The organism is Nocardia sp. NPDC056064 (genome assembly GCF_042266925.1).
Classification (GTDB): domain Bacteria; phylum Actinomycetota; class Actinomycetes; order Mycobacteriales; family Mycobacteriaceae; genus Nocardia.
Genome location: NZ_JBHJWO010000001.1, coordinates 3,139,590 through 3,166,526, shown reverse-complemented (window position 1 = coordinate 3,166,526; position 26,937 = coordinate 3,139,590). Strand labels below are relative to the sequence as shown.

The following is a 26,937-nucleotide window of genomic DNA, read 5'->3' as shown; positions in this document are numbered from 1 at the left end:
TGACGGCCCCGGTACGCGGCACGACTACGCCGACGTGAAGCCCCGGCGAACAGCGGAGGAAATCACACCGCGCGCTTGCGCCGCACCAGCCACAGCGCGGGCAGGGCCAGCGCCCACACCACCACGATCACCGAGGCCGCCGGGATGATCGCCACCCGCGCGTCGCGCCCGGCCACCCGGACCAGGTCGGGATCGCGCGTGCTGTATTCGACATTGATCCGCTGACCGGCGGTCAGATTCGTCGGATACAGGATGCCGACCTTGGGATTGTGGGTCACGCTGTCGGGCGTCACGTACATCACCGCCGAGCGCAGCCTGCCCGCCGAGAGCACCTCCCCGGAGGTGACGCCGCGATGGTTCTCGATCTCGTAGTCGTTGCGCCAGGCCGCCAGCACCAGCAGCACCATCAGCACGCTGATCACGGTCGCGGTGCCGAGCACCCCCACGCGCACCCGTCGCAGGCGCACGTTCCGCCTCTCCGACTGGCTGATTTCCGACACCCGGCCACCCTATAGGGCGCCCGCGCGCAGCGTCGCGAAGCCCGCGCGCGGCCGGAGCGAACGCGGAGGTACGCCGAGCCTCCGGCTGGACTAGCGTGTGCGGGCATGTCCCGAAAATTCAGCTTCACCGTGCCCTACACCGTCCCGGTCGAAGATCTTCACCGGGCACTCGTCGACGATGCGGTCTGGCAGCAGCGATTCGCCGGCGCCGACACCGCGACCCTGGAACTCTCCCATCCCGACGGACCGGATTCCATCCGCATCCAGATGACCGAGACCCCCGGCCCGGACAAGGTCCCCGGCCTGGTCCGCAAGGTGCTCAAGAGCGATCTGGTGCTCGCGCGTACCGACCACTGGCAGCCCCTGGAGGGCGAGGTCGCCAAGGGCAGCTTCACCGGCCACACCGGCGGCATCAACACCGAGATGTCGGGCACCTACGAACTGCGCCCCACCGCCGAGGGCAGCGAGATCGAGGTCGTCGGCACCGTCACCGTGAAGGTTCCGCTGGTCGGCGGTGCCATCGAACCCCTGGCCGAACAACTCCACCAGCGCGTACTCAACAGCGAACGAAAGTTCATCGAAGGCTGGTTCGCGAAGCTGTAGTCCGCCGCAGCGGGTGCCGTCCGCCGGGCGGCACCGTCAGCTGAAGGGGGCCAGATCGTCGGCGCGCAGCGAGGCCCGGCCCGCCGCCCGCCAGGCTTTCGCGGTGAGGTCGAGGTCCTCGTCGGTGACGAGATTGCCCATCACCCGGACCGCGGTGCGCTGCAGGTACTTCGAGCGCATCACCGGCGGACCGCCGATCGGCACCATCCGCGGATGGGTGGCCAGCCCGGCCAGCCTGCGCGCCACCGAGAAGGTCCGGCCGTAGCGCTCGCGCAGCAGTTGCGGCCACACCGCGCTCAGATCGGGTTCGTCGAGCAGCTTCGAGAGCATGTGCCCGCCCTCGAGGCCGTAGTCGATGCCCTCGCCGTTGAGCGGGTTCACGCAGCCCGCCGCGTCACCGACCAGCACCCAGTTGGGCCCGGCCACACCCGAGACGGCACCGCCCATCGGCAGCAGCGCCGAGGCCACCGCCCGCAGCTCACCCTCGAACTGCCATTCCTCGCGGCGCAGCCGGGTGTAGTGCTCGAGCAGCGGCTTGAGCGCGATGTGCGAGGGCCTGGCCTCGGTGGCCAGCGAGCCGACGCCGATGTTCACCTCGCCGTTGCCCAGCGGGAAGATCCAGCCGTAACCGGGGATCAGCTCGTTGTCGGCATTGCGCAGTTCCAGGTGCGAGGAGATCCACTGGTCGTCGCTGCGCGCGGACTTGATGTAGGCGCGCGCGGCGGTGCCGTAGGCGAAGCGGCGATGCCAGGTGCGGCCCAGCTGCTTGCCGACGGGGGAGCGCACGCCGTCGGCGACGACCAGTGTCGCGCAACGCACGGTGTGGGTGTTCTCACCGAGACGCACCGTCACCCCGGTGACCCGCTCGCCCTCGCGCAGCACCTCGGTGACCTTCGCGCCGTCGACCATCCGCGCACCCGACTTGATCGCGGTCTCGCGCAGTTTGTCGTCGAGTTCGGTTCGGGGAACGGCGCTTCCGTAGGTCGGGAACGAGCCGCCGGGCCACGGCAGCAGCGCCTCGCGACCGAAGCCCGCCATCCGCAGGCCGTGGTTCACCGTGTGCGCGCGCACCCATTCGCCCAGGCCGAGATGCTCCAGCTCGGCGGTGGCGCGGGGCGTCAACCCGTCGCCGCAGGTCTTGTCGCGCGGGAAGATCGCCGCGTCGAGCAGCAGCACATCGCGCCCCGCGCGCGCGGCCCAGGCCGCCGACGCCGAGCCCGCCGGCCCGGCGCCGACCACCAGCACCTCGACGGTGGCGGGCAGGGGAGCGCGGTCGGCGGGGGTGAGATCCGGTGAACCCATGGCTCAATACTGGCACCTGCGGCGGCTGTGCGAGAGTGTCGGGTACACCGGGAATAGTCAGTGTGTGACGGTGTTCATCGGCGTGGGCCCCGGAACACGCTAGGTTGCTACCCGTCGGGGTCGGACGCATCACTGGGAGAAGAGAATGAGCACATCGGCTGTGAGCGACGAGAGCACCGTGGTTGCCGGGGTAGATCTCGTCGATCCCGAACTCGCGGCCACCGTGCGCGACGGTCTGGCCGCGGTCGAGAAACTGCTCGTCGAGGAACTCTCCGACGGCGAGGACTTCCTCCAGGAAGCCGCCCTGCATCTGGCCCGCGCGGGCGGCAAGCGCTTCCGTCCGCTGTTCACCCTGCTCACCGGCCAGCTCGGCCCCAATCCCACCGACCCGGCCCTGGTCACCGCGGGCACCGTGGTGGAACTGGTGCACCTGGCCACGCTCTATCACGACGACGTCATGGACGAGGCCCCGCAGCGGCGCGGCGCGGTGAGCGTCAACGCGCGCTGGGGCAACTCCATCGCCATCCTCTCCGGTGACTACCTGTTCGCCCACGCCTCCCGGTTGACCTCCACCCTCGGCCCCGACGCGGTCCGCATCATCGCCGAGACCTTCGCCGAACTGGTCACCGGTCAGATGCGGGAAACCATGGGCGCCAAGCAGTCCCAGGATCCGGTCGAGCACTACCTGCGCGTGGTGTGGGAGAAGACCGGCTCGCTCATCGCCGCCGCGGGCCGCTTCGGCGGCACGTTCTCCGGCGCGGGCGGCGAGCATGTCGAGCGGCTGGCGCGCCTCGGTGACGCGGTCGGCACCGCCTTCCAGATCTCCGACGACATCATCGACATCTCGTCCTCGTCCGAGCAGTCCGGCAAGACCCCCGGCACCGACCTGCGCGAGGGCGTGCACACCCTGCCGGTGCTCTACGCCCTGCGCGAGCCCGGCGCCGACGGCGACCGCCTGCGCACCCTGCTGGCGCGCCCCCTGGAAACCGACGCCGAGGTCGACGAGGCGCTGGAACTGCTGCGCCGTTCACCCGGCATGGCCCAGGCCAAGGAGAAGCTGCAGTCCTACGCCGACCTCGCCGACGCCGAACTGGCCGCCCTGCCCGCGGGCCCGGCCAACGACGCCCTCACCCGGCTGGTCCGCTACACCATCGAGCGCGTGGGGTAGCTGGAACTTTCCCCGCGTCACCGACGTTTCACCACCATGCCCAATGGGATCAAGACGTTCGGGTTGATGGTCGGGATGTCGGCGTTGATCGTCGCCATCGGGGCGATGTTCCGCAGTCCGACGATCCTGATCATCTCGATCGTGCTGGCCGTCGGCATGAACGCCTACGCCTACTTCAACAGCGACAAGCTCGCGTTGAAGGCCATGCACGCGCAACCGGTCAGCGAGCTGGAGGCCCCGGTCATCTACCGGATCGTGCGCGAACTCGCGACCGCGGCGCGCCAGCCCATGCCCCGGCTCTACATCAGCCCAACCAACGCGCCCAATGCCTTCGCCACCGGCCGCAACCCCCGCCACGCCGCGGTGTGCTGTACCAGCGGCATCCTGCAACTGCTCGACGAACGGGAGCTGCGCGCGGTGCTCGGTCACGAGCTCTCGCACGTCTACAACCGCGACATCCTGATCTCGTCGGTGGCGGGCGCGATGGCCTCGGTGATCACCGGCCTGGCCAATATGGCGCTGTTCGCCGGGTCCTTCGGCGGCCGCGACGGGCAGGGACCGAACATCATCGGTGTGCTGCTGGTCTCCCTGCTCGGACCGCTCGCCGCCGGCCTGATCAAGATGGCGGTGTCCCGCTCACGCGAGTACCAGGCCGACCAGTCCGGCGCCGAACTCACCGGCGACCCGCTGGCCCTGGCCTCGGCCCTGCGCAAGATCGAGCGCGGCGTCCAGGTGGCACCCCTGCCGCCGGACCCCAAACTCACCAGCGAATCGCACCTGATGATCGCCAACCCGTTCCGCGCGGGCGACCGCATCGCCCGCTGGTACTCCACCCACCCGCCGATGGACGAACGCATCCGGCGCCTGGAGGAGATGGCGGGCGGCACCCATCGGCACTGAGCGCCGCCGCCCCGGCTACCTGTAGTTGACGAACTGCAGGGCGATGCCGAAATCCTCGCCCTTGAGCAGCGAGATCACCGCCTGCAGGTCATCGCGCTTCTTGCTGCTCACCCGCAGCTCCTCGCCCTGGATCTGCGCCTTGACGCCCTTGGGGCCCTCGTCGCGGATCTTCTTGCTGATCTTCTTGGCCTTCTCGGTGTCGATGCCCTGCACCAGCGTGCCGGTGATCTTGAACACCTTGCCCGAGGGCTGTGCCTCGCCCGCGTCGAACGCCTTGAGCGAGATGTCGCGCCGGATCAGCTTCTCCTTGAACACCTCGAGCGCGGCCTTGACCCGCTCCTCGGCATTGGCGGTCAGCACGATGGCCTCCTCGCCGGACCAGGCGATCGAGGCGTCGGTGCCCTTGAAGTCGTAGCGGGAGTTCAGCTCCTTCTCCGCCTGGTGCAGCGCATTGTCGACCTCCTGCCGATCGACCTTGCTCACCACGTCGAATGACGAATCAGCCACACTGCGCTCCTGTCCCTGAAGGTCCGGCAAACTCCGGGGCCGGAGGTCTACCGGCCACCGAGACAGTTGTACCCGTACGGGGGTTTCACCCGTGCTCGCAGGGGTCCTGTGCAGGCGGTTTGCATTGGCGGGGTGGGTTCGTTGTAAGCTGCTCAGCGCACCGGAAACGGCGCACAAGGCAGATTGCCCGAGCGGCCAATGGGAGCAGACTGTAAATCTGTCGGTGAAAGCCTACGTAGGTTCGAATCCTACATCTGCCACATCGGACCCCGTCGATCATCAGATCGGCGGGGTTCTTTGGTATGTGCGGTCTGCGCAGTCGGATGCGTCGCTGGGCAGACTCGGCCGACGCCCCCGCAGTTGACTGCGATGCCCCACGTCGAATGCAGTAAATTCATGCCTTGACCTGCTGATTTGGTGCTCTCGGCAGGTAGTGTGTAATCTTCTTCAGGACGCCGGAGCACGGGGTCACGCTGATCGGCCCGCCGATACAGACTCTGTGCCACGTAGTCATGCCCCCTTAGCTCAGTCGGCAGAGCGTTTCCATGGTAAGGAAAAGGTCAACGGTTCGATTCCGTTAGGGGGCTCGCCGGATTGCCGGTGGTGACCGACTTTCCCGCCGGCATCACCGTAATAGGTCCGCCGTGGCGGTGTAGCTCAGTCGGTAGAGCAAACGACTCATAATCGTTGTGTCGCCGGTTCAAGTCCGGCCATCGCTACCAATAACGACTCAGCCCAGACCGGAAAGAAGGCATATCGTGGCCGCGAAGTCCACCGATGTCCGGCCAAAGATCACCTTGGCCTGCGAAGAGTGCAAGCACCGCAACTACATCACCAAGAAGAACCGGCGTAACGACCCGGATCGTCTCGAGCTGAAGAAGTTCTGCCCGAACTGCGGAACCCACCGGGCGCACCGCGAGTCGCGCTGATTCAGCACCTCAGATTTCAAGCCGAAGGCCGGACGTGAGTCCGGCCTTCGGCTTTTTCGTGTTCCCCGTGGTCACCCCCATCGGCGAATGGCGCGTTGACCGGTGAGTAAGGTCCACTCTGTGACACTGAACACCGGAACTGACGAAGCGGTCACCGCCGCAGCCGCCGACCCGTTCGATCCCGCCGCGCACGCGGCGGCGATGGTCGGCCACCACTACCGCGTCGACGACTTCTACGAGGTCGGCCGCGAGAAGGTGCGCGAGTACGCCCGCGCCGTGCAGGACTACCACCCGGTGCACTGGGAGGAGAGCATCGCGCGCGAGTACGGCCACGACGCCCTGCTCGCCCCGCTCACCTTCATCTCCCTGGTCGGCATCCTGGCCCAGCGCAAGCTGTTCGAGCAGATCGTCACCGGCTACGACCTGAGCCAGATCATGCAGACCGACCAGATCCTGGAGTTCCACCGCCCGATCCGCGTCGGCGACCAGCTGACCTGCGATGTCTACCTGCACTCGTTCCGGCAGGCCTTCGGTGGCGACATCATCGTGACCAAGAACATCGTCACCGCCCAGGACGACGAACTGGTGCTCACCACCTACACCACGCTCATCGGCCGCAGCGGCGGTGACATCGATCCCAGGATGTCGGACACGATCCGCAATGTGCTCATGCACGGCCTCGGCGAGGACGAGCCGGCCCAGCACGCCTCCGCCGACATCCCGATCGCCCCGGACCCGGTCACCAAGGCGCCCGCGCCGACCGTGTGCCCCCGCGCCCTGTCCTTCGACAGCGTCACCGCGGGCGACGAGCTGCCCCCGCGCACCGTGCGCCTGACCCGCGGCGACCTGGTGAACTACGCGGGCGTCTCCGGCGACGCCAATCCGATCCACTGGAGCGACGAGATCGTCGAGCTGGTCGGTCTGGACGACGTGGTGGCCCACGGCATGCTCACGATGGGGCTCGGTGGCGGTTTCGTCACCTCCTGGTTGGGCGATCCCGGCGCGGTGCGGGAGTACAACGTGCGCTTCACCAGTCCGGTCTATGTCGGCGCGGAGTCCCCGGCCGAGGTGGAATTCACCGGTAAGGTGAAATCGGTGGATCCGGAATCCCGAACCGCGGTCGTCGCCATCACGGCGAAGTCGGCGGGGAAGAAGATCTTCGGGCGCGCCACGGCAACCGTTCAGCTGTCCTGACCTGGACACCTGCCCCGGATTGGCGAATACCGCACGCGGTACCGTACACTCGGAGCTCTGGGGTCACCGGCTGCTGCGCGCTGATCTTCCCGGGGAGCTCGCTCCCCTCGAAGGCGGCGCGCATGTTGTGTGACACCAGGGTTCGATAAATTAATATCGACTGTGGTTGGACATATCGGCTCAGGCCGGTCCAACCGAAGGGGCGTAGCTCAATTGGCAGAGCAGCGGTCTCCAAAACCGCAGGTTGCAGGTTCAAGTCCTGTCGCCCCTGCCCTGAATGCCAGCGACGAGGAAGGATCGACGTGACGGACGAGCGGGAAACTCGCGCCGAAGACGGCGACGACACCGCCGCTGCCACTCGGCCGAGCGGCAAGCGGACAGCTCGCCGTGCGCGTACGTCGGATTCCCCGGCGGACACCGGTTCGGTCGCCACGCTCGATCGGCCCTCGGCCGCGCGCAAGGCGGACAAGAACGCTGGTAAGGCCAAGACGGGCAATCCGTTCAAGCGGCTGATCAAGTTCCTGCGAGAGGTCATCGCGGAACTGCGCAAGGTGATCTGGCCCAACCGGAAGCAGATGGTCACCTATACGGCCGTCGTTCTGGTGTTCGTGGTCTTCATGGTCGCGTTCATCTACGGGATCGACATAGCGTTCATCAAGGGCATCGACTGGCTGTTCGGCTGATCGCCGACGCCAACGCCGGTTGCCGATTCCGGAACGGCGGAGTGAGCTTTCCGCGCCCCGACCCGGCCAGAGGATGTACGTGACGACACAGGAAGCGAGTGCCTCAGTGAGCACCCCGGAGAACGACACCAACGACGAGTTCCCGGTTGACGACGCTGTCGTGGCGGAGACCGCCACCGACGAGGTCGAGGCCACCACCGAGGACGCGCCCGCCGACGTGGCCGAGGAAGCCGCCGTCGCGGAGGTCGCCACCGAGGAAGACCCCGAGGCCGACCCGGTCGAGTCGATGAAGGCCAAGCTGCGCCGGGTCCCCGGCGACTGGTACGTCGTGCACTCCTACGCCGGCTACGAGAACAAGGTCAAGACCAACCTCGAGACCCGCGTGCAGAACCTCGGCCTCGAGGACTACATCTTCCAGGTCGAGGTGCCGACCGAAGAGGTCACCGAGATCAAGAACGGCCAGCGCAAGCACGTCAACCGCAAGGTGCTGCCCGGCTACATCCTGGTCCGCATGGAACTGAACAACGAGTCGTGGGGCGCGGTGCGCAACACCCCCGGTGTCACCGGTTTCGTCGGGATGACCGGCGGCGGCCCCGGTGCCAAGCCCACCCCGCTGACCATCAACGAGGTCGTGAAGTTCCTGGTCCCGGCCGGTGCGCAGCAGAAGAAGGCGGCCGCCGCGGCGACCACCTCGACCAGCGCGGAGTCCTCGGGCGAGGTCTCGGCCAAGCCGATCATCGAGGTCGACTTCGAGGTCGGCGAGTCGGTGACCGTGATGGACGGCCCGTTCGCGACGCTGCCCGCCAGCATCAGCGAGGTCAACGCCGAGCAGCAGAAGCTCAAGGTGCTCGTCTCGATCTTCGGTCGCGAGACCCCGGTCGAGCTGAACTTCACCCAGGTCTCCAAGATCTAGTTCCACCCGGCTTTCCGGTAGCGGCACCGCCTCGGCGGTGCCGTTGCCGTTTACCGGACCTCCCCGCCCGCGGTGGCCGTGCCGCGGTTCGGTAGAGTGTGACAGTTCGTGTGCAGACCCGCGCCAGGCGTTTTCCGCCCGGCGGTGCGGTCGTGCGCGGATGCCGGGTTTGGACCCGGCGCGGGAGCGATCCCGCAACAGGCTTACGGCAACCGTAAGGAACCCGAAACCCAAGGAAGAAAGATGCCCCCCAAGAAGAAGAAGCTCGCCGGGATCATCAAGCTGCAGATCCAGGCCGGCGCCGCCAACCCGGCTCCTCCGGTCGGCCCCGCGCTCGGTCAGCACGGCGTCAACATCATGGAGTTCTGCAAGGCGTACAACGCCGCGACCGAGTCGCAGCGTGGCAACGTCATCCCGGTCGAGATCTCGGTGTACGAGGACCGGACGTTCGACTTCAAGCTGAAGACCCCGCCCGCCGCGCGTCTGCTGCTCAAGGCCGCCGGTGTGCAGAAGGGCTCGGCCGAGCCGCACAAGACCAAGGTCGCCAAGGTCACCATGGACCAGGTCCGGGAGATCGCCAAGACCAAGGCCGAGGATCTCAACGCCACCGATCTCGATCAGGCCGCGAAGATCATCGCCGGTACCGCCCGTTCGATGGGTATCACCGTCGAGGGCTGAGCGAACTCTCGCTCCATGTGGGAGGGCCGGCCAGGCCCGGGAACCACATCTGACACCAGAACATTAAGGACAGAGAATCATGGCAAAGCGAAGCAAGGCGTATCTCGCCGCTGCTGAGAAGGTCGATCGCGACAAGCTGTACTCCCCGCTGAGCGCCGCGCGCCTGGCGAAGGAGACCGCGACCACCAAGACCGACGCGACCGTCGAGGTCGCCGTTCGTCTCGGCGTCGACCCGCGTAAGGCCGACCAGATGGTCCGCGGCACCGTCAACCTGCCGCACGGCACCGGTAAGACTGCCCGCGTCATCGTGTTCGCCGCCGGTGAGAAGGCCGCCGAGGCCGAGGCCGCCGGTGCCGACGCCGTGGGCGCCGAGGACCTGATCGAGCGGATCCAGGGCGGCTGGCTCGACTTCGACGCCGCGATCGCCACCCCGGACCAGATGGCCAAGGTCGGCCGTATCGCGCGTGTCCTGGGCCCGCGTGGTCTGATGCCGAACCCGAAGACGGGCACCGTCACCAACGATGTGACCAAGGCCGTCGCCGACATCAAGGGCGGCAAGATCAACTTCCGCGTCGACAAGCAGGCCAACCTGCACTTCGTCATCGGCAAGGCGTCCTTCGACGACGCCAAGCTGGTGGAGAACTACGGCGCCGCGCTGGACGAGATCCTGCGTGTGAAGCCGTCGACCGCCAAGGGCCGCTACGTCAAGAAGATCACGGTTTCGACCAACACCGGACCGGGCATCCCGGTGGACCCGAACCGTACCCGCAACCTCCTCGACGAGGATGCGTGAGCTTCAGCTGACAGGTAGCTCCTGATCGACCACGAGGGTGGGAACGCACTGCGTTCCCACCCTCGTGGTTTCCGGGGGACTATTCGCCACGACCTGCCGGTTGCGCACAGGTGTGACCAGGATTCTGCTGATCTCCGGTAGCACCAGAGCCGGATCGACCAATACCGCCGCCCTGCGTACCGTCGCCGGGGTCGCGCCCGCCGGGATGCGCGCCGAGCTCTACACCGGCCTGCGTGACCTGCCCGCTTTCGTTCCCGGCGACGATCCGGACGACTATCCGGCGGTGGTCGACCTGCGCGCTCGGCTCGCCACCGCGGACGCGGTGCTCATCTGCACCCCCGAATACGCGGGGACACTGCCCGGCAGCCTGAAGAACCTGCTCGACTGGACCGTCGGCACGGCGGACCTGCACGAGAAACCGGTGGCCTGGCTGTCGGTGGCGCAACCGGGTCGCGGCGAGGGCGCGTCGGGGACGCTGTCCACGGTGCTCGGCTATGTCGGCGCCGACGTGGTTCGGTCGGCGTGTCTGCGGGTGCCGCTGCTCGGCGCCGATGTCGACGAGAACGGGCTGGTCGCGGATCGGGAGTTCCCGCTGAAAGCGTCGATCGCCCTGGTCCAACTGGGTGCTCACCTGCGGGGGATCAGGGGGTGACGCGCACCGAGCCGCATCGGCCCGGTGCGCCCTCGGTCAGCTCGTCGTTTCGGCGTCCTCGGTCTCGCGCCAGCCGAGCAGCACGGACTCGCCACCCTGCGGTTTCCACGGCAGGAAGATCGCGACGATCACCGCGCAGACGCCCACCGCGCCCGCCGCCACCAGCGACGCGGTGTGCGCACCCTGCAGGGTGGCCGTCTTCATGGCGACGATGAGGTTCTCGCGCTGGGTCTCCAGGAACGGGGTCAGCTCGCGTTTGCGCAGCTCCAGCACGCTGAGCGGACTGGCCTTGACCAGGCTCTTCTCGTTGGCGTTCATGATGCCCAGTGGGATGGCGTCGACCCGCGCGCCGATGCGGCTGCTGTAGTAGGAGGCCACGATCGAGCCGAGCACCGCGACGCCGAGGGTGCCGCCGATCTCGCGGGTGGTGTCGTTGACGGCCGAGCCCGCGCCCGCCTCGTCCAGCGGCAGCGCCGACATGATCGACTCCGTCGCCGGACCCTGCACGATGCCCAGACCCAGCGCCATCGACACCATCGACGGCAGCACACCGAGCAGATAGCTGCTGTCCACGGTGACCTGTCCACCCAGATAGAGCCCGAGGCCGGTGAGCAGCAGCCCGATCACCAGCACCGCGGTGGTGCCGACCCGCTGCGCGAGCAGGGTCGCGACCGGTGCGCCGATCGCCACCGAGAACGCGAACGGCAGGGACGCGATACCGAATTCGAGTGGCGTGTATTCGCGCACGCCCTGGAAATACTGGGTGATCAGGAACAGAAAGCCGAACATCGAGAAGTAGCCGACGGCAATGGCCAGGGCGGGCAACGAGAATCGGCGATTGCGGAACAACCGTATATCGAGAATCGGTGCGGCGCTGCGCAATTCCCACGTGACGAAGGCGGCGAGCAGTACCGCGCCGAGCAATCCGGTGCCCAGGGTGGTGAGCGAGAGCCAGCCGTTGTGCGGCGCCTCGATGATCGACCACACCACCAGCGTGATGCCCGCGATCGAGAGCGCGATACCGGCCAGATCGAGTGTGCCCACCGATTCGGACCGGGACTCGGGCACCCACAGCAGCGTGGCGACCAGCGCGACCAGCGCCACCGGCACATTGATCCAGAACACCGAATGCCAGCTGAAGTGTTCGAGCAGCCAGCCACCCGAGATCGGGCCGATGGCGATGGCGAAGCCCGCCATGGCCGTCCACGCGGCGATGGCGAGCGCGCGTTCGCGCCGGTCGGTGAAGATGTTGATGATCAGGGCCAGGGTGGCCGGGAAGACGGCGGCGGCGAACACGCCCATGGCCGCGCGGGCCGCGATGACCTGCGTCATCGAGCCGGCCAGCGCGCCGCCGACCGACATCACCGCGATGCCGATCAGGCCGATGACCATGATCCGGCGGCGGCCGTAGCGGTCGCCGAGATTGCCCGCCGCGAGCAGCAGGCCCGCGAAGGTGAGGGTGTAGGCGTCGACGACCCATTGCAGGCCGGAGACGCCGGTCTGCAGCTGGACGCCGATCGAGGGGAGGGCGACATTGACGATGGTGTTGTCGAGCACCACCAGCAATTCGGCCAGGCAGATGACGAGGAGTGCGAGGAATCGCTGCGGACGCCGGTCCAGCAGCACTGGTGGAGCGACTATGGAGGTTGCCATAGAAAAGGAGTGAAGCAGATTACTGTCACCTGGCGTAACACTTTTCCCGTGGGATTGCTGCCACATTCGGGGCGACGAAGTGACCTGAGCCACAATGAAACCGCTGATTTCGGGCGTTCGCCGACCCGTTTTGGCAGATGGGGGTAGGTGCCGGTACAGTGAACTCCGGTCATCGACTCGTTCGGTGACTACCCATTCGTTCTACCGAAGACCGTTGGTCGTCGACGCCGCCTGTGCGGGGTCGATCGAAGGTCCGGCGACATTGCCGGCGGCCCACGCAGGGAGAGCTGAGGCCGATCTTTCGCGCCCCGGTACGCCTTGCGTCCGGGGCGTTAGTTTTGTCGCCGGCCCCTGATTCGGTAGTGCGCGTTCACGAACCGACATCAGAGAGGAGGCGAAGTATGGCGAAGCCTGAAAAGGTCACCGCTGTCGCGGAGATCGCGGAGCAGTTCAAGAACTCCACGGCCACTGTCGTCACGGAATACCGTGGTCTGTCGGTCGGCAAGCTCACCGAGCTGCGTCGCGCGCTGGGCACCGGCGCTACGTACTCCGTCGCCAAGAACACCCTGGTCAAGCTCGCTGCCGGCGAAGCCGGTGTCGCGGGTCTGGACGAGCTGTTCGTCGGCCCGACCGCCATCACCTTCATCCAGGGTGAGCCGGTCGACGCGGCCAAGGCGCTCAAGCAGTTCGCCAAGGACAACAAGGCCCTCGTGATCAAGGGCGGGTACATGGACGGCAAAGCGCTGTCCGTGGCCGAGGTCGAGCGCATCGCCGACCTGGACTCCCGCGAGGTGCTGCTGGCCAAGCTGGCCGGCGCGTTCAAGGCCAAGCCCGCACAGGCCGCAGGCCTGTTCAACGCTCCCGCTTCCCAGGTCGCCCGGCTCGCCCAGGCCCTGCTGGAGAAGCGTCAGAGCGAGGGCGCTGCCGCCCCGGCCGACGCCGAATAAGACCACTTTTACAAACATCGGAAGGAACCATCATGGCCAAGCTGAGCACCGAAGAACTGATCGACGCCTTCAAGGAGCTGACCCTGCTCGAGCTCGCTGAGTTCGTCAAGGTCTTCGAGGAGACCTTCGAGGTCACCGCCGCTGCCCCCGTCGCCGTTGCCGCCGCGGGTGCCGCCCCGGCCGCCGCCGACGCCGCCGAGGAGCAGGACGAGTTCGACGTCGTTCTCGAGAGCGCCGGCGACAAGAAGATCCAGGTCATCAAGGTGGTCCGTGAGATCGTCTCCGGCCTGGGCCTGAAGGAAGCCAAGGACCTGGTCGAGGGTGCCCCGAAGCCGATCCTGGAGAAGGTCGCCAAGGACGCCGCCGAGGCTGCCAAGGCCAAGCTGGAAGAGGCCGGCGCCAAGGTCTCGGTCAAGTAATTCCGCGCTTCGCGCTTGCGAACGGGCGGCCCTTTCGGGGGCCGCCCGTTTGTCATTTGTCCGGACATGCGATGGTGATACACGCTGTATCAACCGGGTGGGTTACTCTTCAGTCATATGAAGGGTGTGCCCTGTCTCACTGATGGGATACAGTGACCGGACCCACAGTGTTGTGCGGTGCCGCCGTGTCAATTGCGCGCGGACAGCGGGTGGGGTGCTCGCAGTGATCAATGGAGGTAGGCGTGGGCGTCGAGGTCAGGACCGAGGGTGTTACCAAATCCTTCGGTTCCCAGCGAATTTGGCAGGACGTGTCGATCACGCTCCCTTCGGGTGAGGTGAGCGCGCTGCTCGGCCCCTCGGGTACGGGTAAGTCGGTGTTCCTGAAGTCGCTCATCGGCCTGCTGCGGCCCGAGCGCGGATCCATCTTCATCGATGGCACCGATATCACCACCTGCTCCAACAAGGAGCTCTACGAGATCCGCAAGCTGTTCGGTGTGCTGTTCCAGGACGGCGCGCTGTTCGGCTCGATGAATCTCTACGACAACATCGCCTTCCCGCTTCGTGAGCACACGAAGAAGTCGGAGAGCGAGATCAAGCGCATCGTCATGGAGAAGCTCGAGCTCACCGGTCTGCTCGGTGCCGAGAACAAGCTCCCCGGCGAGATTTCCGGCGGTATGCGCAAGCGTGCCGGCCTGGCCCGCGCGCTCGTGCTCGACCCGCAGATCATCCTGGTCGACGAGCCCGACTCCGGCCTGGACCCGGTGCGTACCTCGTACCTGGCCCAGCTGCTGCTCAACATCAACGCCCAGATCGACGCCACGATCCTGATCGTGACGCACAACATCAACCTGGCCCGTACCGTGCCGGACAACATCGGCATGCTGTTCCGCCGCAACCTGGTGATGTTCGGTCCCCGCGAGGTGCTGCTCACCAGCGAGGAGCCGGTGGTCAAGCAGTTCCTCAACGGCCGCATGATCGGCCCGATCGGTATGTCCGAGGAGAAGGACGAGGCGCAGATGGCGCGCGAGCAGGCGCTCGTCGACGCCGGTCACCACCACGGTGGCGCCGAGGAGATCGAGGGCATCATCCCGCAGATGAAGGCCGAGCCGGGCATGCCCGTGCGCCAGGCGGTCTTCCGCAGGCAGGCCCGGGTGCGCGAGATCATGCACACCCTGCCGCACGCCGCGCAGGTGGCGATCCGCGAGTCGCTGGACCAGTCCGAGGACACCCAGGTGATGGCGGCCTACGGCAGCGATCAGCCCACCGAGGTCTTCGGCAAGACGATTCCGCACGGCCAGGCCAACGCCTGAGCCTCGTTCGACGCGACACCGAGCCCCGGCCGCCACGGCCGGGGCTCGGTGCGTTCACGGCCCGAATCGCGGCGCTGAGCGGCGGATCTGTGAGTTGCCGCATTCGGCGTGTCGCGGGTAAAATGACCGCCGCTGTGGCCGGGGGATGCGCAGCGCGCCAGGCGATCTCACTTCCCGGACAGACCGTGCCGCGCCACTTGACGAGGCGCGCGAGAACCGTCACCCTATTCACAACGGCGTCAGCTGTTGAGGGGCTCCCAGCGCCCGGAATGTCCGACGCGGCCAGCGTTGACGGACATCGGCGCGTTTGCCGTGCGAGTGGTCACTCGGATGGTATGTTGACACCCCCTTGTGTAGGGGTGTAAGTTTGGACGTTGCGCTGGCTGCCTCCTGTCCACACCTTGATTCGCACACGTGAGTTCCACCCTTCCGGTGTTACTTCCGCTGCTGCTTGTTCTGGTTTCGTTCGGGCTGTCACCAGCGAGAATCTCAACAACGTAGCAGGTAAGCGACGGTCGCGGACCACCACGCGACGCGCGTGAGGTGCTGGAAGGACGCATCTTGGCAGTCTCCACCCAGACCAAGGCTGGAATCCCCGGAGCCCCCTCGAGGGTTTCGTTCGCGAAGATCCGAGAGCCCTTGGAGGTGCCCGGACTTCTCGACCTACAAACGGACTCGTTCGCCTGGTTGGTCGGTACCCCCGACTGGCGTGAGAAGGCGGCCGCACGCGGCGACGTCGGTCTTGCAGGCGGCCTCGAGGAGGTGCTCGAAGAGCTCTCGCCGATCGAGGACTTCTCCGGATCCATGTCCCTGTCGTTCTCCGACCCGCGCTTCGAAGAGGTCAAGGCCTCCATCGAAGAGTGCAAAGAGAAGGACATGACCTACGCGGCGCCGTTGTTCGTCACCGCGGAGTTCATCAACAACAACACCGGCGAGATCAAGAGCCAGACGGTGTTCATGGGCGATTTCCCCATGATGACCGACAAGGGCACCTTCATCATCAACGGCACCGAGCGTGTCGTCGTCTCGCAGCTGGTTCGCTCCCCGGGCGTCTACTTCGATCACAGCATCGACAAGACCACCGAGAAGGACCTGCACAGCGTGCGCGTGATCCCCTCGCGCGGCGCGTGGCTGGAGTTCGACGTCGACAAGCGCGACACCGTCGGTGTGCGCATCGACCGCAAGCGCCGTCAGCCGGTCACCGTGCTGCTCAAGGCGCTGGGGATGACCACCGAGGAGATCGTCGAGCGTTTCGGCTTCTCCGAGATCATGATGTCGACCCTGGAGAAGGACAGCACCCCCGGCCAGGACGAGGCGCTGCTCGACATCTACCGCAAGCTGCGTCCGGGCGAGCCGCCGACCAAGGAGTCCGCGCAGACCCTGCTGGAGAACCTGTTCTTCAAGGAGAAGCGCTACGACCTGGCGCGCGTCGGTCGCTACAAGATCAACAAGAAGCTCGGCATCCACGTGCACGAGCCGGTGACCTCCTCGGTGCTGACCAAGGAAGACATCGTCGACACCATCGAGTACCTGGTGCGCCTGCACGCCGGTGACCGCACGATGACCGCCCCCGGCGGCGAAGAGGTCCCCGTCGAGATCGACGACATCGACCACTTCGGCAACCGTCGCCTGCGCACCGTCGGCGAGCTGATCCAGAACCAGATCCGCGTGGGCCTGTCCCGCATGGAGCGTGTGGTCCGCGAGCGGATGACCACCCAGGACGTCGAGGCGATCACGCCGCAGACCCTGATCAACATCCGCCCGGTCGTCGCCGCGATCAAGGAGTTCTTCGGAACCTCCCAGCTGTCGCAGTTCATGGACCAGAACAACCCGCTGTCGGGTCTGACCCACAAGCGCCGCCTGTCGGCGCTGGGCCCGGGTGGTCTGTCCCGTGAGCGCGCCGGCCTGGAAGTCCGTGACGTCCACCCGTCGCACTACGGCCGCATGTGCCCGATCGAGACCCCGGAAGGCCCGAACATCGGCCTGATCGGTTCGCTGTCGGTGTACGCGCGGGTCAACCCGTTCGGTTTCATCGAGACCCCGTACCGCAAGGTCGTCGACGGCAAGGTCACCGACGAGGTCAAGTACCTGACCGCCGACGAGGAAGACCGCTACGTGCGCGCCCAGGCGAACTCGCCGGTCGACGCCGAGGGTCGCTTCGTCGAGGAGAAGGTGCTCGTCCGCCGTGCCGGCGAAGAGGTCGAGTTCGTGACCCCGTCGCAGGTCGACTACATGGACATCTCGCCGCGCCAGATGGTGTCGGTCGCGACGGCCATGATCCCGTTCCTCGAGCACGACGACGCCAACCGTGCCCTCATGGGCGCGAACATGCAGCGTCAGGCCGTGCCGCTGATCCGTTCCGAGTCCCCGATCGTGGGTACCGGCATGGAGCTGCGCGCCGCGGTGGACGCCGGCGATGTCGTGGTGAACGAGAAGCCGGGTGTGGTCGAGGAGGTCTCGGCCGACTACGTCACCGTGATGGCCGACGACGGCAGCCGCAAGTCCTACCGGATGCGCAAGTTCAACCGCTCCAACCAGGGCACCTGCTCCAACCAGCGTCCGATCGTGGACGAGGGTCAGCGGGTGGAGAAGGGGCAGGTCCTCGCGGACGGCCCCTGCACCGAGAACGGTGAGATGGCGCTGGGCAAGAACCTGCTCGTCGCCGTCATGCCGTGGGAAGGCCACAACTACGAGGACGCGATCATCCTGTCGCAGCGCCTCGTGGAAGAGGACGTTCTCACCTCGATCCACATCGAAGAGCACGAGATCGACGCCCGCGACACCAAGCTGGGCGCCGAGGAGATCACCCGGGACATCCCGAACGTCTCCGACGAGGTGCTGGCCGACCTGGACGAGCGCGGCATCATCCGCATCGGTGCCGAGGTCCGTGACGGCGACATCCTGGTCGGCAAGGTCACCCCGAAGGGCGAGACCGAGCTGACCCCGGAAGAGCGGCTGCTGCGCGCGATCTTCGGTGAGAAGGCGCGCGAGGTGCGCGACACCTCGCTGAAGGTGCCCCACGGCGAGTCCGGCAAGGTCATCGGCATCCGCGTGTTCTCGCGCGAGGACGACGACGATCTGCCTCCCGGTGTCAACGAGCTGGTCCGCGTCTACGTGGCCCAGAAGCGCAAGATCCAGGACGGCGACAAGCTCGCCGGTCGCCACGGCAACAAGGGCGTCATCGGCAAGATCCTCCCCATCGAGGACATGCCGTTCATGCCCGACGGCACCCCGGTCGACATCATCCTGAACACCCACGGTGTGCCGCGTCGTATGAACATCGGCCAGATCCTGGAGACCCATCTGGGCTGGATCGGCAAGGCCGGCTGGAATGTCGACGTGGCCGCGGACGGCACCCGTCCCGACTGGGCGGCCTCGCTGCCCGAGGAGATGCTCGGCGCCCCGGCCGACTCGAACATCGCGACCCCGGTGTTCGACGGTGCCAAGGACGACGAGCTGACCGGTCTGCTCGGTTCGACCCTGCCCAACCGTGACGGTGAGCGCATGGTCGACGAGAACGGCAAGGCGACCCTGTTCGACGGTCGTTCCGGCGAGCCGTTCCCGTACCCGGTCGCGGTCGGTTACATGTACATCCTGAAGCTGCACCACCTGGTCGACGACAAGATCCACGCCCGTTCGACCGGCCCGTACTCGATGATCACCCAGCAGCCGCTCGGTGGTAAGGCGCAGTTCGGTGGTCAGCGTTTCGGTGAGATGGAGTGCTGGGCCATGCAGGCCTACGGCGCGGCGTACACGCTGCAGGAACTCCTGACCATCAAGTCCGACGACGTGGTGGGCCGCGTGAAGGTCTACGAGGCGATCGTCAAGGGCGAGAACATTCCGGAGCCGGGCATTCCGGAGTCGTTCAAGGTGCTCCTCAAGGAACTCCAGTCGCTGTGCCTCAACGTGGAGGTGCTGTCCTCCGACGGCGCCGCGATCGAGATGCGTGACGGTGACGACGAGGATCTGGAGCGCGCCGCGGCGAACCTGGGCATCAACCTGTCCAGGAACGAAGCGGCCACCGTCGACGATTTGGCGAACTGAGCAGATGGGCCGGGCGGTCTCTAGCCGCCCGGCCCGCCGCTGGACCCCACCACCGCGCCCACGAGCCGGTGAGAATCTCAACGACCCGAACAGGGGAAAGGAAGTTACGTGCTAGACGTCAACTTCTTCGATGAACTCCGGATCGGCCTGGCCACCGCTGAAGACATCCGAAACTGGTCTTTCGGTGAGGTCAAGAAGCCGGAGACCATCAACTACCGCACGCTCAAGCCGGAGAAGGACGGGCTCTTCTGCGAGAAGATCTTCGGTCCCACCCGGGACTGGGAGTGCTACTGCGGCAAGTACAAGCGTGTCCGCTTCAAGGGCATCATCTGTGAGCGCTGTGGCGTCGAGGTGACTCGCGCCAAGGTGCGTCGTGAGCGGATGGGCCACATCGAGCTGGCCGCCCCGGTCACCCACATCTGGTACTTCAAGGGCGTGCCCTCGCGCTTGGGTTATCTGCTGGATCTGGCGCCGAAGGATCTCGAGAAGATCATCTACTTCGCCGCCTACGTCATCGTCGGTGTCGACGAGGAGCTGCGCCACAACGAGCTCAGCACCCTCGAGGCCGAGATGGAGGTCGAGAAGAAGGCCGTCGCCGATCAGCGCGACGCCGATCTCGAGGCCCGCGCGCAGAAGCTCGAGGCCGACCTGGCCGAGCTCGAGGCCGAGGGTGCCAAGTCCGACGTGCGCCGCAAGGTCAAGGACGGCGGCGAGCGCGAGATGCGTCAGCTGCGCGACCGCGCCCAGCGTGAGCTGGATCGTCTCGACGAGATCTGGACCACCTTCACCAAGCTGGCCGTCAAGCAGCTCATCGTCGACGAGGTGCTCTACCGCGAGCTCGTCGACCGCTACGGCGAGTACTTCACCGGCGCCATGGGTGCGGAGTCCATCCAGAAGCTGATGGAGAACTTCGACATCGACGCCGAGGCCGAGAACCTGCGCGAGACCATTCGCTCGGGCAAGGGCCAGAAGAAGCTGCGCGCGCTCAAGCGGCTCAAGGTCGTCGCGGCCTTCCAGGCCAACGGCAACTCGCCCATGGGCATGGTGCTCGACGCTGTTCCGGTGATTCCGCCGGAGCTGCGCCCGATGGTTCAGCTCGACGGTGGCCGTTTCGCCACCTCCGACCTGAACGACCTGTACCGCCGCGTGATCAACCGCAACAACCGCCTCAAGCGACTGATCGATCTGGGTGCGCCCGAGATCATCGTCAACAACGAGAAGCGGATGCTGCAGGAGTCCGTGGACGCGCTGTTCGACAACGGCCGTCGTGGCCGTCCGGTCACCGGACCGGGTAACCGCCCGCTGAAGTCGCTGAGCGATCTGCTCAAGGGCAAGCAGGGTCGTTTCCGTCAGAACCTGCTCGGCAAGCGTGTCGACTACTCGGGCCGTTCGGTCATCGTGGTCGGCCCGCAGCTCAAGCTGCACCAGTGCGGTCTGCCGAAGCTGATGGCGCTCGAACTGTTCAAGCCGTTCGTCATGAAGCGTCTGGTCGATCTCAACCACGCGCAGAACATCAAGTCCGCCAAGCGGATGGTCGAGCGTCAGCGTGCCCAGGTGTGGGATGTCCTCGAAGAGGTCATCGCCGAGCACCCGGTGATGCTGAACCGCGCGCCCACTCTGCACCGCCTGGGTATCCAGGCCTTCGAGCCGCAGCTGGTCGAAGGCAAGGCCATCCAGCTGCACCCGCTGGTGTGTGAGGCGTTCAACGCCGACTTCGACGGTGACCAGATGGCCGTGCACCTGCCGCTGTCGGCGGAGGCGCAGGCCGAGGCCCGCATCCTGATGCTGTCGTCGAACAACATCCTGTCCCCGGCCTCGGGTCGCCCGCTGGCGATGCCGCGTCTGGACATGGTGACCGGCCTGTTCTACCTGACTCGTCTCGACGAGAAGGGTGTGGGCACCTACCGGGCCGCCACCAAGGACGAGGCCGAGCAGGGCGTCTACTCCTCGCCCGCCGAGGCGCAGATGGCCGTGGACCGCGGTGAGCTCACCGTGCGTTCGCTGATCAAGGTGCGCCTCACCGAGCAGCGCCCGCCGCGCGAGATCGAGGCGGAGCTGTTCCCGGAGGGCTGGCACCGCGGTGACGCGTGGCTGGCCGAGACCACCCTGGGTCGCGTGCTGTTCAACGATCTGCTCCCGGCGGACTACGCGTTCATCAACGAGCCGATGCCGAAGAAGCGGCAGGCCACGATCATCAACGATCTGGCCGAGCGCTACCCGATGATCGTCGTCGCGCAGACCGTCGACAAGCTCAAGGACGCCGGCTTCTACTGGGCCACGCGTTCGGGTGTCACCGTCTCCATGTCGGACGTGCTCGTTCCGCCGGAGAAGGCCGACATCATGGAGCGCTACGAGGGCATGGCCGATCAGATCGAGAAGAAGTACCAGCGTGGTGCGCTCGATCACCAGGAGCGCAACAACGCCCTGGTCAAGATCTGGCAGGAAGCGACCGAAGAGGTCGGTACGGCGCTGCGTTCGCACTACCCGGCCGACAACCCGATCATCACGATCGTCGACTCGGGCGCGACCGGTAACTTCACCCAGACCCGAACCCTGGCCGGTATGAAGGGCCTGGTGACGAACCCGAAGGGTGAGTTCATCCCGCGCCCGATCAAGTCCTCCTTCCGTGAGGGCCTGACCGTGCTCGAGTACTTCATCAACACCCACGGTGCCCGTAAGGGTCTGGCCGACACCGCGCTGCGTACCGCCGACTCGGGTTACCTGACCCGTCGTCTGGTGGACGTCTCGCAGGACGTCATCGTGCGCGAGCACGACTGTGGCACCGAGCGCGGCATCGTCGTGCCGATCGCGGAGAAGCTGGCCGACGGCACGATCATCCGCGACGCCCACGTCGAGACCTCGACCTTCGCCCGGACGCTCGCGTCCGACGCGGTGGACGAGAAGGGCAACGTCGTGGTGGCCAAGGGCGCCGACCTCGGCGACCCGGCGCTGGAGGCGCTGCTCGACGCGGGGATCACCGAGGTGAAGGTCCGCTCCGTGCTGACCTGCACCACCGGCACCGGCGTCTGCGCCACCTGCTACGGCCGCTCGATGGCCACCGGCAAGCTGGTCGACATCGGCGAGGCCGTCGGCATCGTCGCCGCCCAGTCCATCGGTGAGCCGGGTACCCAGCTGACCATGCGTACCTTCCACCAGGGTGGTGTCGCGGGCGATGACATCACCGGTGGTCTGCCGCGTGTCCAGGAGCTCTTCGAGGCCCGTGTCCCCAAGGGCAAGGCGCCGATCGCGGAGGTCTCGGGCCGGGTGCGTCTCGAGGACGACGACCGCTTCTACAAGATCACGATCATCCCCGATGACGGGTCGGACGAAGTCGTCTACGACAAGCTCTCGAAGCGTCAGCGTCTGCGGGTGTTCAAGCACGACGACGGCACCGAGCGCCTGCTGGCCGACGGTGACCACGTGGAGGTGGGTCAGCAGCTGCTCGAGGGCGCTGCCGATCCGCACGAGGTGCTGCGCGTGATGGGTCCCCGTCAGGTGCAGGTCCACCTGGTCCACGAGGTCCAGGAGGTCTACCGCTCGCAGGGTGTGTCGATCCACGACAAGCACATCGAGGTCATCGTGCGCCAGATGCTGCGTCGCGTGACGATCATCGATTCGGGTGCGACCGAGTTCCTGCCCGGTTCGCTCACCGAGCGTGCCGAGTTCGAGGCCTCGAACCGTCGTGTGGTGGCCGAGGGTGGCGAGCCCGCCTCCGGTCGTCCGGTGCTGATGGGTATCACCAAGGCGTCGCTGGCCACCGATTCGTGGCTGTCGGCGGCCTCCTTCCAGGAGACCACCCGAGTGCTGACGGACGCGGCCATCAACTGCCGCTCCGACAAGCTGATCGGCCTGAAGGAGAACGTGATCATCGGTAAGCTCATCCCGGCCGGTACCGGTATCAACCGTTACCGCAACATCCAGGTGCAGCCGACCGAAGAAGCCCGTGCCGCGGCGTACGCGGTGCCGTCCTACGACGACACCTACTACTCCCCGGACAGCTTCGGCTCCTCCACCGGCGCCGCGGTGCCGCTGGACGACTACGGCTTCAGCGACTACCGCTAAGCCGTAAGAACGGAACACCTCGGCCCCCGCTCCAAGTCGGAGCGGGGGCCGAGGTGTTTGTCGCATAGGGCCGAAAACCCTTGGTAGGAACTCTCTCCAAGCCCTGAACGGCTACTCTATAGCGGTTGGTGTGTTTCGCTTTTCCAGCGGCCAGCAAGTCGGATCGGGTCACGTGGTGTGCGGGAGGGCATGGCGGTGGAAACAATCGATATATACGAGCTAATGGAACGCGCCTATCTCGGCAGTGGAGAAAAGAGCGTACATGCCCTATCTGTGTACCTGGAAAAGCAGGTCAGATTTGCGGCCTGTATCGCGGTATCCATTCTAGCAGCTAGTGGTGATCTCCGCGTTCCTTTGCCTCGAAAAGGCGGTTTAGGCTCGCACCTCAGCCATATCAAGAAAGTTGCTGATAACTGTGATAATACGGCATCCTATCCTGAAATCTCCGAGCTTCTTAGTGCTCTAGTTGAGTCGCTCAACTCTCCTCAGGAGAATCAGGAGCCGGGTATTAGTCTGAAACGCTACCGCGATTTTCTTGCCCATGGCGGACTAGAGCCAGCTGGCGAAGCATTGCGTAAGGCGTTGAACGAGGCGATCGAGTTCAATGCAGAAGCGATCACTGAGTGTATTAATTCGTTAGGCGGTGTGACCCGGTTCGATTCGCAGTATTACATCGGAAATAGTATTCCGCTCGGCCCTCTGTTTATCGAAATCGACGGCGGGTTTTCAATGTTTCATGACCTGAGCGGATCTAAGGCGATCTTCTATACGTTGGATCCTACTCGGCCATTGAGGGAAGTCGAAGATGTATCTAAGCTGGCCGACCTTGGCAAGATTCTAGCTGAGCCTGCCGGGACCGATGAGGAATCCCGGCAGGTATCTCGCTTCCAGGGCACTGTTCGAAGCGACCTGCAAGGGTTCGTTGAGAGTGGCGAAACTATATCGATTATCGGTGAATATTCGCCTTTTAACGTCGAATGGTCACGAAAACTGAGCGATGGCAGCGAATACCGTAGCGATACATTCAAGCTGGATCGAAATGGTACCAGGCTCTGGTTTGATGGCGCCAGATGGTCGGAGTATTCATCATTTCTAAAGTCGATCTCCAATTGGAGTGTGGTGGTGGCGCGCTCGTTGGCTCGACTTGTGGAGCTCGACAAAAATGCCCTTGCGGCAAATGAAAATCAATTCAAGTATGAGTCATCTTTTGTGCTACCTGCCAACGTAAAGACCAGATTCTCTATAAAAGACTTGATAGGTGCGACCTTCGACTCCAAGCGCGACCTAGACGACGTAGATCTGGAGTCGCAGATTGACGAATCTGCTACTAGCATAAATGGTGCGCCACAAATATTCTTTGTCACAGGCGAGGCGGGTATTGGAAAGACTCACAATCTCCTGCAGGCGTCTCTGCGGAGGGCTCACTCTGTTTCGTCGAACGGACTCTCTCAGCCCCTCTATCTATACATAAGCTGTAGCGGGGTGGGCTTGAAGAAGGTTGATGAATTAATCGATGCAGCTGTCGTTGGCACTCGCAATCTGGACTACAAATCCGTCTTGGCACTCTGTCGTGCCGGCCTCATAGTTCTTGTGATCGATGGTTTCGATGAGCTTCTAGGGGGCGCGGGATACCGCGACGCGTTTCAGCTGCTGGCCCCAACGCTGAACCAGTTGGGGAGCCGGGGTACGTTGCTTCTGTCTGCGCGATCCTCGTACTTTGCTAATCAATACCAAGCCAGTATAGAAGCTGCTCGGGGTGTACATCCAATTTCCGTTCACCACATGGTTCTCGAACTGCAGCGATGGCGCAGATCGGATGTGGACCAACTTTTTGACGCGAACAAGTGTTGGGCCATATTTCGGGCCAGGTTAAGCGATTCTGATAGGGAACTACTTGGTGTTCCATTTTTTGCCCGGGCCTTTAATGATTATGTGATGGGTGGCGCTGGAGCTGATAGTTTCAATGGACTTCGGTCCGTTCTGATAGATGCGTACCTGGACCGCGAAGTTGCAAAAATGGAAGGCAGTGGCTCCGCGAATCTTGTTACGAAAACGCAGTTGCGGGCTATATTTGAAGAAGTTGCCGGCATGATGCATGAAAGCCTGATTTCATTCCTCGACTTGGAAGATTTCAAGTTTGCGTGTGCAACTGCGTTGGAATTGGAAGACTTCACGGGAAAGCGAAGTGCTCTGTGGGATCGCCTAACGGTCTTGTGTGGTATTTCGGCGACTGCTGTCGATGGCGCAGCTCCGCTTTTTGCGTTCCAGCATGACATCTTCTATGAAGTACTTCTGGCCGATTATCTTGCCTCCAACTACCTCGGCAAGCAAGCTAGTTATGCCTCAATGACCGAGGTATTGTCGAAAGCGGTTCTGGGCGACGCCACAGTACAGTCGTTGATAGGTGGTTATGCTGAAGTCGTCGGACAGTTCCTAAAGGTGATGTCTGTTCTGCCTCCGCACGCCGGCACGGTTCTTTCGAGCAATATTGCCGCTTTGACAGCCGCCTATATCTCTGCGCGGAAAGTTATCCCCGGGGTCTTGTTTCAGGGAGTGGTATTCGACAGCGTTGAACTGGCTGACATGCGTCCGTTTTCGGTAAGGTTTACCGACTGCCGTTTTGAACGGCTGGTGCTTGAGGCTGGGTCGATTGAGAATCTGTGGTTAGATTCGTGCGAGGTTCAGCACCTCGCTATCGTGGGGGATGGGGTGCTTCCGTTGGCCGGCGTGGAACTCTCCGGAAAGTCAAAGGTCCTTGAAATCAGCCGTGTCTCGGATCAAGGTCAGGAGGGTTTCTTTGCCGACAGTCAGATTTCGGTCCTCGAAGGTTTGCGTTCTCTCGGTGCGACAGGGTTTGACGAGCAGCTGACAGCTGCCGAAAATTCACAGCCTTCCGAGTTAGAGATCTTCGCGGAGAGAGTTCTCACGAAATTCTCGTCGAGGCGGAATTCCTATGTTATCGAGGCCAGGACCCGAGTGCCTGGCGCGGGAGCCAGTGCTTGGATACGAGATCCCCATAATGCTGCGTGGGCCGATCTTACCGACGCTCTAGAGCGCGCCGAATTGGTTACTGTCCGTGTGCTGAATGCATCTGGCGCATCGAAATTGACGGTTACCTTCGTAGCTCCGCCGTGGGATGTTGTCGATCGCGAGTCGGACTCCGATCGCATACAGCGATTCTGGGCTGATGTACATGACCGTAGGTAGGGCGTCGCGTGACGATCATCGATTCGGGTGCGACCGAGTTCCTGCCCGGTTCGCTCACCGAGCGTGCCGAGTTCGAGGCCTCGAACCGTCGTGTGGTGGCCGAGGGTGGCGAGCCCGCCTCCGGTCGTCCGGTGCTGATGGGTATCACCAAGGCGTCGCTGGCCACCGATTCGTGGCTGTCGGCGGCCTCCTTCCAGGAGACCACCCGAGTGCTGACGGACGCGGCCATCAACTGCCGCTCCGACAAGCTGATCGGCCTGAAGGAGAACGTGATCATCGGTAAGCTCATCCCGGCCGGTACCGGTATCAACCGTTACCGCAACATCCAGGTGCAGCCGACCGAAGAAGCCCGTGCCGCGGCGTACGCGGTGCCGTCCTACGACGACACCTACTACTCCCCGGACAGCTTCGGCTCCTCCACCGGCGCCGCGGTGCCGCTGGACGACTACGGCTTCAGCGACTACCGCTAGCCA

At 64.9% G+C, this 26,937-nt stretch carries 20 protein-coding genes, 4 tRNA genes and 1 pseudogene; 21 read left to right on the top strand and 4 right to left on the bottom strand.

Translation table 11 applies throughout. The annotated features are described in order from the left end of the window. Positions 1 to 62: 62 nt before the first annotated feature. Positions 63 to 500: a DUF3592 domain-containing protein gene (locus ACFC06_RS14430; RefSeq protein WP_375930229.1), complete on the bottom strand. Its 438-nt coding sequence runs from the start codon at positions 498 to 500 to the stop codon at positions 63 to 65. A gap of 105 nt (positions 501 to 605) precedes the next feature. Between ACFC06_RS14430 and ACFC06_RS14425 the strand changes: the two genes are divergently transcribed. Continuing rightward, entirely contained in the window at positions 606 to 1,103 is a 498-nt protein-coding gene (locus ACFC06_RS14425; RefSeq protein ID WP_375930226.1) for a DUF2505 domain-containing protein, read from the top strand. 36 nt (positions 1,104 to 1,139) lie between these two features. Here ACFC06_RS14425 and ACFC06_RS14420 read toward each other — a convergent pair whose 3' ends face one another. After that, the gene (locus ACFC06_RS14420) at positions 1,140 to 2,405 is read right to left on the bottom strand and encodes a geranylgeranyl reductase family protein (RefSeq protein WP_375930223.1); all 1,266 of its coding nucleotides are present in this window, start codon (positions 2,403 to 2,405) and stop codon (positions 1,140 to 1,142) included. 145 nt (positions 2,406 to 2,550) lie between these two features. Between ACFC06_RS14420 and ACFC06_RS14415 the strand changes: the two genes are divergently transcribed. Both ACFC06_RS14415 and htpX read left to right on the top strand, forming a co-directional pair. Continuing rightward, positions 2,551 to 3,573 (top strand): polyprenyl synthetase family protein, encoded by a 1,023-nt coding sequence (locus ACFC06_RS14415; protein ID WP_375930220.1) that lies wholly within the window; start codon positions 2,551 to 2,553, stop codon positions 3,571 to 3,573. 36 nt (positions 3,574 to 3,609) lie between these two features. Then, entirely contained in the window at positions 3,610 to 4,473 is an 864-nt protein-coding gene (htpX, locus tag ACFC06_RS14410; protein ID WP_375930217.1) for a zinc metalloprotease HtpX, read from the top strand. 15 nt (positions 4,474 to 4,488) lie between these two features. On the opposite strand, the gene ACFC06_RS14405 is transcribed toward htpX, so the two are convergent. Continuing rightward, positions 4,489 to 4,980: a YajQ family cyclic di-GMP-binding protein gene (locus tag ACFC06_RS14405; RefSeq protein ID WP_071930525.1), complete on the bottom strand. Its 492-nt coding sequence runs from the start codon at positions 4,978 to 4,980 to the stop codon at positions 4,489 to 4,491. Between the two features lie 177 nt (positions 4,981 to 5,157). Between ACFC06_RS14405 and ACFC06_RS14400 the strand changes: the two genes are divergently transcribed. The 11 genes from ACFC06_RS14400 to ACFC06_RS14350 all read left to right on the top strand — a co-directional run bounded on the left by ACFC06_RS14400 (position 5,158) and on the right by ACFC06_RS14350 (position 10,822). Next, a tRNA-Tyr gene (locus ACFC06_RS14400) sits at positions 5,158 to 5,240 on the top strand. Positions 5,241 to 5,494: 254 nt separating this feature from the next. Beyond that, positions 5,495 to 5,567, top strand: a tRNA-Thr gene (locus tag ACFC06_RS14395). A 59-nt stretch (positions 5,568 to 5,626) separates the two neighbouring features. Beyond that, positions 5,627 to 5,702, top strand: a tRNA-Met gene (locus ACFC06_RS14390). A 36-nt stretch (positions 5,703 to 5,738) separates the two neighbouring features. After that, on the top strand, positions 5,739 to 5,909 hold the full coding sequence (gene rpmG, locus ACFC06_RS14385) for a 50S ribosomal protein L33 (protein ID WP_019049401.1): 171 nt from the start codon (positions 5,739 to 5,741) through the stop codon (positions 5,907 to 5,909). Between the two features lie 126 nt (positions 5,910 to 6,035). Further along, positions 6,036 to 7,103: a fused (3R)-hydroxyacyl-ACP dehydratase subunits HadA/HadB gene (locus ACFC06_RS14380; RefSeq protein WP_375935493.1), complete on the top strand. Its 1,068-nt coding sequence runs from the start codon at positions 6,036 to 6,038 to the stop codon at positions 7,101 to 7,103. A 198-nt stretch (positions 7,104 to 7,301) separates the two neighbouring features. After that, positions 7,302 to 7,374, top strand: a tRNA-Trp gene (locus ACFC06_RS14375). Between the two features lie 31 nt (positions 7,375 to 7,405). Next, positions 7,406 to 7,786: a preprotein translocase subunit SecE gene (gene secE / locus ACFC06_RS14370; RefSeq protein ID WP_375930212.1), complete on the top strand. Its 381-nt coding sequence runs from the start codon at positions 7,406 to 7,408 to the stop codon at positions 7,784 to 7,786. Between the two features lie 106 nt (positions 7,787 to 7,892). Then, entirely contained in the window at positions 7,893 to 8,699 is an 807-nt protein-coding gene (nusG, locus tag ACFC06_RS14365) for a transcription termination/antitermination protein NusG (protein WP_375935490.1), read from the top strand. Between the two features lie 243 nt (positions 8,700 to 8,942). Beyond that, complete coding sequence (gene rplK, locus ACFC06_RS14360) at positions 8,943 to 9,377, top strand: 50S ribosomal protein L11 (protein ID WP_019049397.1); 435 nt, start codon at positions 8,943 to 8,945, stop codon at positions 9,375 to 9,377. Between the two features lie 79 nt (positions 9,378 to 9,456). Then, the gene (rplA, locus tag ACFC06_RS14355) at positions 9,457 to 10,170 is read left to right on the top strand and encodes a 50S ribosomal protein L1 (protein WP_375930209.1); all 714 of its coding nucleotides are present in this window, start codon (positions 9,457 to 9,459) and stop codon (positions 10,168 to 10,170) included. 112 nt (positions 10,171 to 10,282) lie between these two features. Then, entirely contained in the window at positions 10,283 to 10,822 is a 540-nt protein-coding gene (locus tag ACFC06_RS14350) for an NADPH-dependent FMN reductase (protein ID WP_375930206.1), read from the top strand. Positions 10,823 to 10,858: 36 nt separating this feature from the next. Here the strand turns inward: ACFC06_RS14350 and ACFC06_RS14345 are convergent, their stop codons facing one another. Continuing rightward, entirely contained in the window at positions 10,859 to 12,475 is a 1,617-nt protein-coding gene (locus ACFC06_RS14345) for an MFS transporter (protein ID WP_375930203.1), read from the bottom strand. A 401-nt stretch (positions 12,476 to 12,876) separates the two neighbouring features. On the opposite strand from ACFC06_RS14345, the gene rplJ reads away from it, so the two are divergent. From rplJ to ACFC06_RS14310, 7 genes and pseudogenes are all read left to right on the top strand, one after another. Continuing rightward, entirely contained in the window at positions 12,877 to 13,422 is a 546-nt protein-coding gene (gene rplJ / locus ACFC06_RS14340; RefSeq protein WP_375930200.1) for a 50S ribosomal protein L10, read from the top strand. Positions 13,423 to 13,454: 32 nt separating this feature from the next. Then, entirely contained in the window at positions 13,455 to 13,841 is a 387-nt protein-coding gene (gene rplL / locus ACFC06_RS14335; RefSeq protein WP_375930197.1) for a 50S ribosomal protein L7/L12, read from the top strand. A 242-nt stretch (positions 13,842 to 14,083) separates the two neighbouring features. After that, positions 14,084 to 15,151, top strand: a complete 1,068-nt coding sequence (locus ACFC06_RS14330; RefSeq protein WP_278261488.1) for an ABC transporter ATP-binding protein — start codon at positions 14,084 to 14,086, stop codon at positions 15,149 to 15,151. Between the two features lie 543 nt (positions 15,152 to 15,694). After that, complete coding sequence (locus tag ACFC06_RS14325) at positions 15,695 to 19,195, top strand: DNA-directed RNA polymerase subunit beta (RefSeq protein ID WP_375930193.1); 3,501 nt, start codon at positions 15,695 to 15,697, stop codon at positions 19,193 to 19,195. Positions 19,196 to 19,303: 108 nt separating this feature from the next. After that, positions 19,304 to 23,257, top strand: a complete 3,954-nt coding sequence (locus ACFC06_RS14320) for a DNA-directed RNA polymerase subunit beta' (RefSeq protein ID WP_375930190.1) — start codon at positions 19,304 to 19,306, stop codon at positions 23,255 to 23,257. Between the two features lie 189 nt (positions 23,258 to 23,446). Then, entirely contained in the window at positions 23,447 to 26,464 is a 3,018-nt protein-coding gene (locus tag ACFC06_RS14315; RefSeq protein ID WP_375930187.1) for a hypothetical protein, read from the top strand. Between the two features lie 2 nt (positions 26,465 to 26,466). Further along, positions 26,467 to 26,934, top strand: a pseudogene (locus tag ACFC06_RS14310) (DNA-directed RNA polymerase subunit beta'); the annotation flags it as partial. Positions 26,935 to 26,937 lie beyond the last annotated feature (3 nt).